13 protein-coding genes are annotated in these 12,923 nt (G+C 70.8%); 8 read left to right on the top strand and 5 right to left on the bottom strand.

Annotated features, from left to right (window positions below; translation table 11 throughout):
* Positions 1-3: 3 nt before the first annotated feature.
* Both VZL07_RS10795 and VZL07_RS10800 read left to right on the top strand, forming a co-directional pair.
* Complete coding sequence (locus tag VZL07_RS10795; RefSeq protein WP_426755412.1) at positions 4-780, top strand: acyltransferase family protein; 777 nt, start codon at positions 4-6, stop codon at positions 778-780.
* Positions 781-844: 64 nt separating this feature from the next.
* Complete coding sequence (locus VZL07_RS10800) at positions 845-1,039, top strand: hypothetical protein (RefSeq protein ID WP_426755413.1); 195 nt, start codon at positions 845-847, stop codon at positions 1,037-1,039.
* Between the two features lie 6 nt (positions 1,040-1,045).
* Here the strand turns inward: VZL07_RS10800 and VZL07_RS10805 are convergent, their stop codons facing one another.
* From VZL07_RS10805 to VZL07_RS10815, 3 genes are read right to left on the bottom strand one after another with little or no spacing between them, the layout of a single operon-like run.
* The gene (locus VZL07_RS10805) at positions 1,046-1,858 is read right to left on the bottom strand and encodes a c-type cytochrome (protein WP_426755414.1); all 813 of its coding nucleotides are present in this window, start codon (positions 1,856-1,858) and stop codon (positions 1,046-1,048) included.
* A gap of 27 nt (positions 1,859-1,885) precedes the next feature.
* The gene (locus VZL07_RS10810) at positions 1,886-3,007 is read right to left on the bottom strand and encodes a metallophosphoesterase family protein (RefSeq protein ID WP_426755415.1); all 1,122 of its coding nucleotides are present in this window, start codon (positions 3,005-3,007) and stop codon (positions 1,886-1,888) included.
* Positions 3,008-3,019: 12 nt separating this feature from the next.
* The gene (locus VZL07_RS10815) at positions 3,020-4,333 is read right to left on the bottom strand and encodes a cytochrome-c peroxidase (RefSeq protein WP_426755416.1); all 1,314 of its coding nucleotides are present in this window, start codon (positions 4,331-4,333) and stop codon (positions 3,020-3,022) included.
* A 222-nt stretch (positions 4,334-4,555) separates the two neighbouring features.
* On the opposite strand from VZL07_RS10815, the gene VZL07_RS10820 reads away from it, so the two are divergent.
* Positions 4,556-4,804, top strand: coding sequence for a DUF2171 domain-containing protein (locus tag VZL07_RS10820; RefSeq protein WP_426755417.1), 249 nt, complete (start codon positions 4,556-4,558; stop codon positions 4,802-4,804).
* Here VZL07_RS10820 and VZL07_RS10825 read toward each other — a convergent pair.
* Positions 4,801-6,213, bottom strand: a complete 1,413-nt coding sequence (locus VZL07_RS10825) for a phosphatidylglycerol lysyltransferase domain-containing protein (RefSeq protein WP_426755418.1) — start codon at positions 6,211-6,213, stop codon at positions 4,801-4,803. The genes VZL07_RS10820 and VZL07_RS10825 overlap by 4 nt on opposite strands.
* 286 nt (positions 6,214-6,499) lie before the next feature.
* Here VZL07_RS10825 and VZL07_RS10830 point away from each other — a divergent pair, with 286 nt between their 5' ends.
* The 5 genes from VZL07_RS10830 to VZL07_RS10850 are packed head-to-tail and all read left to right on the top strand — an operon-like array spanning position 6,500 to position 12,250.
* The gene (locus tag VZL07_RS10830) at positions 6,500-7,126 is read left to right on the top strand and encodes a hypothetical protein (RefSeq protein WP_426755419.1); all 627 of its coding nucleotides are present in this window, start codon (positions 6,500-6,502) and stop codon (positions 7,124-7,126) included.
* Positions 7,123-7,710: a hypothetical protein gene (locus VZL07_RS10835; protein ID WP_426755420.1), complete on the top strand. Its 588-nt coding sequence runs from the start codon at positions 7,123-7,125 to the stop codon at positions 7,708-7,710. Before VZL07_RS10830 ends, VZL07_RS10835 begins: the two co-directional genes overlap by 4 nt.
* A 40-nt stretch (positions 7,711-7,750) precedes the next feature.
* The gene (locus tag VZL07_RS10840) at positions 7,751-8,329 is read left to right on the top strand and encodes a hypothetical protein (protein ID WP_426755421.1); all 579 of its coding nucleotides are present in this window, start codon (positions 7,751-7,753) and stop codon (positions 8,327-8,329) included.
* 13 nt (positions 8,330-8,342) lie between these two features.
* Positions 8,343-10,895, top strand: coding sequence for a M1 family aminopeptidase (locus VZL07_RS10845; RefSeq protein ID WP_426755422.1), 2,553 nt, complete (start codon positions 8,343-8,345; stop codon positions 10,893-10,895).
* Positions 10,892-12,250 carry a DUF6986 family protein gene (locus tag VZL07_RS10850; protein ID WP_426755423.1) on the top strand — a complete coding sequence of 453 codons (1,359 nt, stop codon included), beginning with the start codon at positions 10,892-10,894 and terminating at the stop codon, positions 12,248-12,250. The genes VZL07_RS10845 and VZL07_RS10850 overlap by 4 nt, the downstream gene beginning before the upstream one ends.
* A gap of 44 nt (positions 12,251-12,294) precedes the next feature.
* Here VZL07_RS10850 and VZL07_RS10855 read toward each other — a convergent pair whose 3' ends face one another.
* Positions 12,295-12,711, bottom strand: coding sequence for a hypothetical protein (locus VZL07_RS10855; RefSeq protein ID WP_426755424.1), 417 nt, complete (start codon positions 12,709-12,711; stop codon positions 12,295-12,297).
* Positions 12,712-12,923: the final 212 nt, after the last annotated feature.

Consider the following 12,923-nt stretch of genomic DNA (forward strand, 5'->3'; position numbering starts at 1 on the left):
GGCGTGACGACCGCCAGCCGCATCCCGCTGTTCGAGAACGTGCGAGGCCTCCTCATCCTCCTGGTGGTGATGGGGCACGCGCTCGAGCCGCTCCTGGAGCGTGAGCCGCTGGCACGGGCGCTCTACACGGGCCTGTACCTGTTCCACATTCCCGCGTTCGCGTTCCTCTCCGGCCACCTGACGCGCGCGGAGTCGGGCGCCAGGGCACTGTGGAGCGTCGCGTGGGGACTGCTCGCGCCGCTGGCCGTGTTCCAGGTGCTGTACGTCGTCTTCGACGCGTGGGTGCTCGGACGCGGCTGGAGCCTGCACTGGCTGCTGCAGCCGTACTGGCTGCTGTGGTTCCTGCTGAGCCTCGCGAGCTGGCGCATGCTGCTGCCCCTGCTCCTCAGACTGCCCGGGCCGTGGGTGTGGGCCGTGGCGCTGTCGCTGGGCGCGGGCCTGCTGCCCTGGGTGGGCTACCCGTTCAGCCTGTCGCGGACGTTGGTGTTCCTCCCCTGCTTCGTCGCGGGCTACCTGATGCCCAGGCACTGGCTGCTGGCCCCCACGGCGTCCCGCGCCCGGAGCGTCACCCTCGCGGCGGTCCTGCTCGTGGGGCTGGGCGCGGGCGTGGGCGCCATGGCGATGGGCCACCTGCCCACACCCGCCCTCCAGTGGCTGTATGGAAGCGTCGGTTACGCCCCGCTCGGCGCCACCCCGCTCACCGGCATGGCGGCGCGGCTGGCGCTCCTGGGCGGCGCGGCTGGCGCTGACGTGGGCGCTCTTCACGCTCAGCCCGCGTGAGGAGCGCGCGCTCACGCGCTTTGGCGGGCGCAGCCTGGCGCCCTTCCTCCTGCACGGGTTCTTCGTGCGCAGCGCCGGGGCCGCGGGCGCCTTCACCTCCCTCCACGGGCCGGTGGGCGTGGCCCTCGCGCTGGTGGCGGGGGCGCTGCTCGCGGTGATGCTGGGCCACCCGCAGGTGGCCCAGGCCACGCGTTTCCTGTGGGAGCCCCGGTGGCTCTTCCAGCGAGCGCGTGGCGCCGTGCCGGGCCTGGGGCGCTGAGCGGGCCTACTTCTTCCCGTACTCCAGCTTCACGCCCTTGCGCTGCGCGTAGATGTACGCCTCCATGGCGCGCATCCGCGGGTCCCCATCCGCGAGCGGCTTGCCGCGCACGGGGTTCTCGATGCACCAGTTGATCATATCGCGCAGCAGCGCCACGCGGCCGAGCTGCACCTGGTACTTCGGATACGTCTCCGGGTGCGTGTTGGTCGCGTCCGGGTGGCACATGTCGCAGGAGATGCCCACCGTGCCGCCAATGGCCTGCGCGTCATGGAACACGCGGTGGCCCTCCTTCACGAACTGCTCCGTGGACGCCGCCCAGATGGCCTCGTCCCGCTCGGAGAACGCGCCGTAGGTGTGGCCGTCCTGGATGGGCGCGGACACCTGCTTCTTCACCTCCGCGCCGCCGCTCCCGGACGTCACCCCGCCCTCGCGCACCGTGCCGTCCTTCGCGGGCCCGGGCGTGCGCGGCTGCTGCGTGCGCGGGGTGGTGGAGCCCGGCGCGGGCGCCTGCGCCACCAGGGGCACCGGGTCCCAGTTGGCGTTCGGATTCTTGCGCAACCACTCCGCCATCAGCGCGCCCGACACCTGCTGCGCCTGCGCGCGCGTCAGCGACTGGCCGGCCTTGACGCCCTTCACCTCCATGGACGTCTCGCCGTCACACAGCCCCACCACGAGGTTGCCGTCCTTCGACACCGGCAGCTCGTGCTTCTTCACCTCGGTGCCCTGGGCCGCCGCGTTCGGCGGCGACGCGGGCCCGGTGGCCAGCGCCGCGCCCCCCACGAACGACAGCACGGCACCCGTTCCCACAAGCAGCTTCATCCGGAAGGTCATGGTGTCCCCTCGCGCTCAGTAGCTCGGCAGCTTGGTCCGGGGCGGCGCATCCTGCTTCCCACCCGACGCGAGGTAGCTCGCGCGCACGGTGATGGGGTTGCGCTCCCAGAGGTTGTACAGCTTGTCCACCATCCCCGACTCCAGCACGTCCATGCGCCCGTCGCCGCAGCCGTCGAACTGGCTGAAGGGGTCCGCGCGGTTCATCTGCACCGTCAGCCGCGGCAGCCCCTCGGGCGCGTAGGGCCAGGGCCACGCGGTGGACAACATGCCGTGGAAGCTCATGTTGCCAATGCGGTTGCTGAGCATCTGGTGCGTGTGCCCGTGGATGACCGTGACGGTCTTGAACGGCTTGAACAGCGCCTGCACCTCGTCCGCGTCGTCGGTCCAGAAGTTCCAGGGCCGGTAGTACTTGTAGAGCGGCGAGTGGCTGAAGACGATGATGGGCGTCGCCTTGTTGGTCACCTTCGCCAGGTCCTGACGCAGCCACTCGCGCTGCGGCGCGCCGACCTCGAAGCGGGACTGGATGCCGTTGTCCAGGCCGGCGACAATCTGCATCCGCTCCTCGGGCGTGAGCCCCCGCTCCGTCCAGAAGTCCTTCTCCAGGATGGAGTTGAGCACCACGAAGTGCACGCCCTTGTGGTCGAACGAGTAGTTCGGCGGGCCGAACAGGTCCGTCCACAGCTCGCCCATGTCGAGGAACCAGTCGTGCTCGCCCACCATCATCCGCACGGGCGCCTTCACGGCCTTCAGGATCTCCGCGCCCAGCTTCAGCTCGCCCGGCTTGCCGAGCTGCGCCAGGTCGCCGCCGAAGAGGACGAAGTCCGGCTGCGGGTCCAGGGCATTCACGTCGTCCACCGCCTTGAGGATGGCGCGGACGAAGCGGTCATTGAGCTTCTTCTCGTACAGGTGCGTGTCGGAGATGTACGCGAAGGAGAAGCGCGGCTTCGTCCCCTGCGCCTCCGCCACGTTGACCAGCTGGAAGCTGTGCGGCGTGCGCAGGCCCATGCCCGCGGCGATGCCGGCGGAGATGCCCGCCACGCGGAGGAAGGCCCGGCGGTCCAGCTTCTGGAGGTCCTCGAAGAAGGCGTCGCGCTCTTCGTGGTGCTTCGTCTCGATGCTGCGGAACTTGTTCCCCATGGCGGCGTCTCCTCAGGGCTTGGACGTCGAGGCGGGCTTCACGAGCGTCTCGGTGCCGTACACACCGATGTCCGCCGGGTTCTTCACCGTCAGGTCCGGGTTGGGGGCCAGGTCTCCCAGGTTCCCCTTCTTCCCCATGGCCACCGCGGTGTCGCGCTCCGGGCGCTTGTTCTTCAGCCCGCGCTGCCGCGCCTGCTCCCTGGCGGCGTACTTCGCGAACTTCTCGTCGGTGAGGGTGAAGAGGAAGGCCACCACGTCGTCGATCTCCGCCTCCGTGAGCCCCAGCCGCTGCATGCCGCCGTCCAGGTACGGGTTGGGCACGCCCCCCTTGTTGTAGTGGTCCATGACGTCCCACAGCGTCGCCAGGGAGCCGTCGTGCATGTACGGGCCGGTGATGCCGATGTTGCGCAGGGTGGGCGTCTTGAAGGCGCCGACGTCGTTCTCCTGCTTCGTCACCAGGAAGCGGCCCAGCTCGGAGAAGCGCGTCTCCAGCGCCAGCTCGTCAATCTGCTGCTCGTCGCCGGTGCGGACCACCTTCAGCGCCTCGCGGGCGAGCTGCACGAAGTCCTGCTTGTGCGCCGCGATGCCGATGTTGTGGAACTTCTGGTCGCTGAACAGCGGCGACACCACGTTGCCCGCGTGGCAGGTGTTGCAGCGGGCCTTGCCGTTGAAGAGCGCCCAGCCGCGGCGCTCGGCGGCGGAGAACGCCTTGGAATCCCCGGTGATGAAGCGGTCGAACTTCGCGTTGCCGGAGTAGAGCGTGCGCTCGAAGGCGCCAATGGCCGCCGCCAGGTCGTCGAAGTTCACCTCGCGGTTGAAGACGCGGCGGAAGTCCGCCACGTACTCCGGGATGGCCTTCACCTTGGCCACCACCGCCGCCTCGTCGGGCATGCCCATCTCCCGCGGGTTGAGGATGGGCAGCTTCGCCTGGTCCTCCAGCGTCGACGCGCGGCCGTCCCAGAACTGCGAAGCGTTGAAGAGCGCGTTGAGGATGGTGGGGCTGTTGCGGGTGACCTTCTGCCCCTTCACGCCCTCCGACACCGGCTTCGCGTCCGTGAAGCCGAAGCGCGGGTCATGACAGGTGGCGCAGGACACCGTGTTGTCCACCGACAGCCGCTGGTCGTTGAAGAGCTTCTCCCCCAGCAGCACGCGCTCCGGCGTGGGCGCGAGGTGGGCCGGGACGGACAGCTTCCACAGCGCCGCGGACACGCCCGCTGGCAGGTCGGCGGGTGGAGGCGCCGCCTCCTTCGTGGGCGGCTGGGCCTGCCCGGGATGAGCGGACAGCAGGACGGCGAGCGACAGTGCAACGCCACACGGCGGGCGCATGGTCTCCCCTCCCCACCAGCCACGGGCCACACCGAGAAGGAGTCACGGTGCCGGGGCCGGGGTCAGTTCTTTCCTGAAAACACCATTACCCTCGGGTCGCAGTCCAGGGGTTCGTTCGCGGAAGTGTCCATCAATGGAGCAAGGGCAGACACCATACGTGGGCTGCCGAACACTCGAAGCGGGCGCATCTTCACTTCAAGGAAGAGAACCGAGGAGGGCGTCATGTGGGACCCAGGTGAGTTGCGCGAAGGCATGGCCGTGAGGGACGAGCATGGCAGGCGGCTCGGCACGGTGGTGCACATCGGCGACACGCACTTCGAGCTGGAGCAGGGGTGGCCGCCGAGCCGCGACTTCATGGTGAGCTTCCACCTGGTGGCGCGGGTGGACCACGGCGAGGTGTTCCTGCATCCCGGCCACGGCGCCACCGTCCCCACGGAGGACGAGTCGCTCGACAGCGGCGCGTACATCTAGCGTCCAGGCAGGCTCAAGTCCCGGGAGACGAACAGCAGCCCGGACGCGGTCGCTGGCGCGAGCACGGCGACGGCGATGATGGCCCAGTCCAGCGGCGCACGCGCCAGGGGCACGTTGTAGGTGACGGCCTGGGCGAAGGTCAGGCAGGCGTCCGCCGCCGTCAGGCCCCCCAGCACCGTGGCCAGGGAATCGCGCCAGCGGCGCACCAGCGAGAACAGCCCCACCGTCAGGCCCACGTCGAACAGCACCCACGCCCACTGCACGGCGACGGAGGGGAACCAGCGCGCCGTGGCGGGCAGCGCCAGCAGCGCCGTCCACGGCACGAGCAGCACGGCCAGCGCATGCACCAGGAGCCGCGGGCGCCGCAGCAGCGTGGCGATGCCGAAGCGCAGCAGGCTGCCCTGCGCGAAGGCACGCAGGGCGTCATACACCGCCGCCAGCCCGCCGCGCGGCGTGGGGTAGGACAGGTGGATGGGCACCCAGGCGTCGGGGCGGAACTTCGCCTTGAAGGCGCGCAGGCCCTCGAAGTCGAAAAGTGGCCGGCCGCACGCTCGTGCCAGCCGCAACCATGGCCGCACGGGCCCCGCCAGGGGCGCCAGCCCCAGCGTCACGTAGCGCCGGCCCCCGGCGGCGGCGGACCGCATGGCCAGGTCCACCAGTGACTCCGCCGTGCCGTTGGGCGCCTCGGGGTCGCGGAGCAGGTCCTGGAGGAACCAGCCGTCGCGCGCGTACACGGGCGACACCGAGAGGAAGCCCACCACCTCGCCCTCCACCTCCGCCACGAAGGCATACCGCTCGCTCGCGAAGGCGTGCGGACGGAGCTGGACCAGGAAGCCCATGGGCGCCATGCGGCGGGAGGCCAGCCAGCGGGCCTTCAGCCGCTCCACGGCCTTCCGCGTGGGATTCCGCGCGTCCGCCAGTTCCTCGGCCGGGACCTCGCGCACCTTCACCCCGCGAGCCCGGGCGCGGCGAAGCTGCTCCCGCAGGCTGCGGCTGCCGCGCAACACCTCGTCCCAGCGCGCCGGGTCCCAGACGGGCTGCTCGCCGATGGACAGCGACGCCATGGGCACGTGCTCCAGAAAGCGCGGTTCGGTGGCGAAGAAGCACACGCGCCGGCCCGCCGCGCGCGCGGCCGCGTGAAAGCCCTCCGTCACCGCGGCCAACCGCGCTGGAGAGGTGATGGGTGCCCCGGCGGCCACCCAGGCTCCACCCGTGTCCACATACGCCACGCATGCGTCGCCCGCCGGGTCGAACCAGTAGTGGAAGCCCGGCTGGAGCACTTGGAACGAGGTCGCATTCCAGCCATACAGGCGCAGCAGCGCCAGCACCCGCTCCCGCGGCTCCAGCGCCGTCGCCACCCGCTGTGATGTCTGCCCTTCTTCCACGCGGCGGGAAGGTATGTGCCGCATGTGTGGACCGCAAACGAGAACACCGTCTGTCCTGGCCCGGGCGGCGCGCCCCATACCGCGCGCATGGGCCCGCACGGCATGAGGAAGCCGTTGAAGACCGCATGCACGCGGGGCCCCCGGCGAACGCGGCCGTCGAGAGCAGGCAGGCACTCTGGGAAGAGGAGAGTGGCCATAAGCTGCGGCGCACTCTCCCCCTGGAGCACGTGCCTTGAATCATCCTCCCCTTGCGGCCTGTGTCCTGGCTGCCCTGCTCTCCCCTCCTCTCGCTGCGGCTGACGCGGCTGGCGTGCGCACCAACACCGCGCGCTTGCTGACCACGGACGCGGCGGAGGTCATCGACGCGCCCGTGCTGGGCCTCCAGCGCACGGCGCTGCCGCTCGTCGCGGGGCTGGCGGTGGACACGTCGCTGTACGCCAACGCCTTGCTGGCCCCCAACCTGGGGCTGCGCTGGGCCATGGCAGCCGGCCCCCACCGCCTCGTCCTGGGCGCGCGCTACACGCATTTCGTGGGCGCCTCCGTCTACTCGGACGTCGTGACATCGGAGGCGGATACGCCGGCGCTCCAGCGCTTCGAGCCCGAGCTATCCGGCCCGTCGTTCTACGGCGTCTATGGTCTGGCGCTGGGCCGCCTGCTGGTGCAGGGCGAGGCGCGCTACGGGCACTACACGTCGGACTACCTCTCCTTCACCGGCGCGGTGGCCTTCAACTTCGCGGGCCACTGGTCCGTGGTGGGCGAGGCCGGCGTGCGCGTGAAGGGCGGCGCCACGCTGCGCGCCGCGGCCGGCCTCCGCTATGGCGGCGAGCACTTCGGCCTGGGGCTGGGCGCATCCTACGTGGACATGAGCGACCCCGCCCTTCCCGGAGAGAGCCTCCCCGTCCTTCCCGTCCTCGACCTGTCCTGGAGCTTCCGATGATGATGCGTGCCCTGCTGCTCCCCTGCGTACTGCTGCTGTCCGCGTGCTCGGCGGAAATCGCCATCCAGACCGAGCCCTTCGACCAGGTGGTGCCCGTGACCTCGCTGCTGGAGCCCGTCTACGCGGAGGTGGCGCTCGACCTGCCGGAGGAGTCCGTCAACACGCAGGACCTGGACATCATCGTCAACGAGGTCTCCGCCAGCCTCGTCGTGGTCAACCCGTCCCCCACGCTCACCCTGCGCACGTCCGCGCGGCTGTCCCTCACCGGCAGCGCCACACCGGACAGCCCGCGACTCTACACGGACCTCAACCGGCCGGCCTACTACGACGCGGCGGTGGAAATCCTCGCCGAGCGTGACTTCCCGCCCGACAGCCGCACGCCGGTGCGCATCGAATCCCAGGCGCTCAAGCGCGCCATCGGCCAGCGGCGCGTCTGGGTCATCGTCAGCAACACCGTGGTCCGCGCCGGCCTCACCCTGCCCCAGCTTCCGGCGAGGATCCGCCTGGAAGACATCGTCTTCCAGGCCCTGCTCACCAAGCCCTTCCCCGGACTGGGGGGCGCGCTGGAGGCCGGCGGGCTGTAGCCAGCGGCGGGCGCGGGTGGGAAGCTGTCCTGGACCGCCCGTGACCTTCGCCTACTACGACAGCCTCACGCCCGCCCAGCAGCGCGTCTACCGGATGAGTGACTCGGTGGGCGCGCTCCGCCTGCGGGAGCCCCGGACGCTGGAGCCCCTGGTGGCGGCGCTGCGTGAGGCGCTGGCGCGGGGACACCCGCCGGACGTCGAGCAGGCCACCGCCCGGCTGAGTGACGCCCTCTGCGAGCGGCTGGACGTGTTCGCGCCGCGAGTGGAGGTGCTGGAGGTCCGCCCGTCCTCGGACACCGGCGAGCTGCACGGCATGTACACCCTGGAGCGGGGCCAGCGCCCGCGCATCCAGCTCTGGATGCGGACGGCGAAGCACGCGCGCGTGGTGGCCTTCCGCACCTACCTGCGCACCCTGCTGCACGAGCTGTGTCACCACCTGGACTTTCTCGTGCTGGAGCTGCCCGCTTCCTTCCACACGGAAGGTTTCTTCAGGCGGGAGTCCAGCCTCTTCCACCAACTCGTGCCCCGCCCGCCCGGACAACGGCGTTCCAGGGCCGCCAAGGGTGTGACGTCGGACACCCCTGACATAAGTCCAGGCAGGCGGCGGCGCGGAGGCTAGATTCCGCATCCCTATGGCGCACCCGACCGAAGACAAGAACTTCCGCCTGCCGACCTCCATCCGTCCCCGCCGCTACGCGGCCACGCTGACCCTGGACCTGGACGCGAAGTCCTTCTCCGGACAGCAGACGCTCGACCTGGACGTGTCGGCGCCCTCGAAGGAAATCATCCTGCACGCCATCGCCCTGGACCTGGGAGAGGTGACGTTCCGCGCCGGAAGCGAGCAGCGCAAGCCCGCGTCCATCCAGCCGGTGGCGGCGAGCGAGACGGTGGTGCTGCGCTTCGATGACGCGCTGCCCACGGGCCCCGCCTCGCTCGACATCGCGTGGACGGGCCGCTTCACCGAGGGCCTGCGCGGCCTGTACCAGGCGGGCAAGGTGGCGGCCACCCAGTTCGAGGCCGCCGACGCGCGCCGCCTCTTCCCCTGCTTCGACGAGCCGGCCTTCAAGGCGCGCTGGGCGCTCACCGTGCGCGTGCCGCCGGGGCTCACCGTGCTGGGCAACGGCCCGGTGGTGAAGGACACGCAGGAGGGCGCCCTGCGCGTGGTGACGTTCCAGGAGACGGAGGTGCTCAGCAGCTACCTCATCGCCCTGGTGGTGGGCCCGTTGGTGGGCACGGACGCGCAGGACGCGCAGGGCGTGCCGGTGCGCACCTGGGCCCTGCCGGAGAAGGCCCACCTGACGCGCTTCGGGCAGGACGTGGCGCTCGCGGTGCTGCCGAAGCTCCAGGACTACTTCGGGCTGCCGTATGCCTTCACCAAGGTGGACCAGGTGGGCATCCCCGACTTCGAGGCCGGCGCCATGGAGAACGCCGGCCTGATTACCTACCGCGAGGTGGCGCTGCTGCTGGACCCGGCCACCGCGCCGCTGTCGGTGAAGAAGCGCGTGGCGGAGGTGGTGACGCACGAGCTGGCGCACCAGTGGTTCGGCAACTGGGTCACCATGGTGTGGTGGGACGACCTGTGGCTCAACGAGGCCTTCGCCACGTGGATGGCCTTCAAGATTGTCGACCAGTGGCGCCCCGAGTGGCGCATGTGGCTGGACTTCGACGCACACCGCGCCAGCGCGCTGCACCTGGACGCGCTCAAGTCCACGCACCCCATCCACGGCGAGGTGCGCAACGCTGGCGAGGCGGGTGAGAGCTTCGACGCGATTACGTACGAGAAGGGCGGCGCGGTGCTGCGGATGATCGAGGGCTTCCTCGGGGAGAAGGCCTTCCGAGAGGGCATCCGGCAGTACATGCTCAAGCACGCGCGCGCCAACGCGGTGAAGGAGGACCTGTGGAACGCGCTGGGCGAGGCCGCGAGGCAGCCGGTGGAGGAGCTGGCCACCGCGTGGGTGGGGCAGAGCGGCTTCCCGCTGGTGACGGCGAAGCTGGACGGGCGCGGGCTGACGCTGTCGCAGCGGCGCTTCTACTCCGAGCCCGGCGTGCAGAGCGGCGAGACGTGGCCGGTGCCAGTGGTGCTGCGCTACCAGGACGACACCGGCGTGCGTGAGCAGCGCGTGCTGCTGCGGGATGCCCAGGCCACGGTGAAGCTGGAGGGCGAGGGCGAGGTGAAGTGGCTGACGGCCAACGCGGGCTCCACCGGCTTCTACCGGGTGGCCTACGACAAGCCGGGCCTGGAGAAGCTGGCGTCGAACCTGAAGGCGCTGGCGCCCTCCGAGCGCATCTCCCTGCTGGCGGACCAGTGGGCGCTGGTGCGCGCGGGGCAGGCGTCGGTGGCGGACCTGCTCGACCTGGCGGGCCGCTTCGGCGACGAGGAGGACGACTCCGTCCTGGACGAGCTGGTGGGCCGGCTGGCCTACATCGAGAGCCGGCTGCTGGACGGCGACGAGCAGGTGCGCTTCCGCGCCTGGGTGGAGAAGCTGCTGGGGCCCGGGCTGAAGAAGCTGGGCTGGCAGGCGGCGCCGGGCGAGGCGGACCGGGTGAAGCTGCGGCGCGCGGCGCTGGTGCGCGCGGTGGGCGGACTGGCGCGCAGCCAGGACGCGCTCGACGAGGCCCGGCCCCGCGTGGCGCGCATGCTCCAGGGCGACCGGGACGCGCTGGAGCCCAACCTGCTGGACGCGGCGGTGGGCATGGTGGCGCGCGCGGGAGACGCGGCGCTCTTCGACACCATCCTCCAGAAGATTCCGTCGGAGCCCGACCCGGCCACGCAGCGCCGCTACCTCATGGCCCTCACCGCCTTCGAGGCGACCGAGCTCACCGCGCGCGCGCGCGGGCTGCTCTACACGGACACCGTGAAGACGCAGGACGTGGCCAGCTTCGTGGCGGGACTGCTCGGCAACCGCGTCGGCCGCGAGGCGTGGTGGGAGCAGATGCGCACGCAGTGGAAGGACGTGGTGGCCCGCACCGGCGGCGCGCCCATGCTGCTGCGCCGCATCGTCGAGGCCATGGGCCTGCTGCGCACGCGCGAGCAACTGGAGCAGATGCAGGCGCTGCTCAAGGCCCAGCCCGTTCCCGAGGCCCAGCAGGCCACGGCCCAGACGCTGGAGCGGCTGTCCCAGGACGTCGCGCTGCGTGAGCGTTGCGCGCCCGAGGTCTCCGCGTGGCTGAAGCGGCAGTCGTGAAGACGACCCTGACGACGGAGAGCCTCTCGGCGGCGCGAGAGGCGCTGCGCCGGGCCAACGAGGCCCTGGCGCGCACGCACCCCGGTGACTCGGCGCAGCGGCAGCCGGTGCACGTCGTGTACGGCGGCGCGCACCTCTTCCGGGCGGAGACGGCCCGGAAGCTGGGCACGCTCGCGCTGAGCACGCTCAGGGAATACGCGCCGGATGCCCCCGTGCTGGCCCACGGCCTGGGGCTGCCCCAGCGCGGCCGCTTCGCCCAGCGCGTCTATTCGCGCGTGGTGGCCAAGCTCGAGCGCGAGCCCGTGGAGGACCTGCGCATCGACTTCGAGGACGGCTACGGCCACCGCCCCGACGCGGAGGAGGACGGCCACGCCGTGTCCGCCGCCGAGGAGCTGGCGCGCGGCCTGACCCAGGCGCTGCTGCCGCACTTCATCGGCATCCGGGTGAAGTCCTTCACCGAGGAGCTGTTCGACCGCTCCACGCGCACGCTGGACCTGTTCCTCACCACGCTGCTGGAGCGCACGGGCGGGAAGCTGCCGCCCTCCTTCGTCGTCACCCTGCCCAAGGTGTCGCTGCCGGAGCAGGTGTCCGCGCTCGCCCGCGCCCTGGAGGTGCTGGAGACACGGCACGGGCTGCCGGTGGGCACGGTGGGCATCGAGCTGATGGTGGAGACGCCCCAGGCCCTGTTCGACGCGCAGGGCCGGCTGCACCTGCCCACGCTGGTGGCGGCGGGCCAGGGACGCTGCACCAGCGTCCACCTGGGCGTGTACGACTACACCGCCGCGCTGGGCGTCAGCGCGCATGCCCAGACGATGCTGCACCCGGCCTGTGACTTCCTGCGGGATTGGGTGCAGGTGTCGCTCGCGGGCACGGGCATCCGGCTGGCGGATGGCGCCACCAATGTCATGCCCGTTCCGCCGCACCGGGCGCGCAAGGACGAGCCGATGCTGCCCACCGAGCGGCGGGAGAACATGGAGGCCGTCCACCGCGCCTGGCAGGTGTCGTACCGCCACATCCGGCACTCGCTGGAGCGCGGCTGGTACCAGGGGTGGGACCTGCACCCGGGTCAGCTCCCGGTGCGCTACGCGGCGGTGTACGCCTTCTTCCTGGAAGGGCTGGATGCGGCCTCGCGCAGGCTCCAGGCGTTCATGGAGAAGGCCGCGCAGGCCACGCTGGTGGGAGACGTCTTCGACGACGCGGCCACCGGCCAGGGGCTCCTCAACTTCTTCCTGCGCGGGCTGGGCTGCGGCGCGCTCACCCAGGACGAGGTGCTGGCCGCGGGCCTCACGCTGGAGGAGCTGCGCAGCCGCTCCTTCCGCGACATCGTCGCGTCACGCCGCGCCCGGGCGACCTGAGGGAGCTTCCCGGAGGAAGGGGGCCGCGCCCTTCCTCCGGAGGCTCAAAGCAGCTCGATGGAGAGCGCCAGGTCGCACGTGGAGTACGAAACCTTCGAGCGGGACACCTCCAGGATGATTCGGACGCCCTCCTCGTTCGTCCCCGTCACCATGCGGCGCGGGTCCCAGGAATCCACCCGCGAGTCATGCCAGCTCCAGGCCGGGTTGCATGACTCCATGAGATACGAGGAGTAGATGTGGAAGGCGTCCTGCTGCGTTCCGCACTCCCGGTTGGACTGGACGCAGTAGACGTAGTCGCCCAGCACCTGGGTGCGGTAGACGAAGCAACGGAAGTCATTGGGCCCCTGCTTCGACTTCCAGATGGAGACCTCGTCCGTCGAGTTCTTCTGCGTGACCCCTCTCAGGGAAACGAAGCCGTCCGCGGCAGCCCCCGTCAACCGCTTCACCGACTTGCAGAACACCTTTCGGTCCGGAAGCGCGGAGCGTGAGGCACCCGAGGAGTCCCCCACCTGCACGTCCCGAGTGGGCAATTGCTTGTAAGGGACGCTCGCGCGAGAACGGGCGCTCGAATAGGACTGGGCATTGACTGTCGGGCCCACGAGGAGCAATGCGCTCAATGCGAGTAAACGGATTCCTGGATTGAGCTGCAATTGCATACCTGAATTCCCCCTCG

This window comes from Pseudomyxococcus flavus, from assembly GCF_050038885.1.
Lineage (GTDB): Bacteria > Myxococcota > Myxococcia > Myxococcales > Myxococcaceae > Myxococcus > Myxococcus flavus.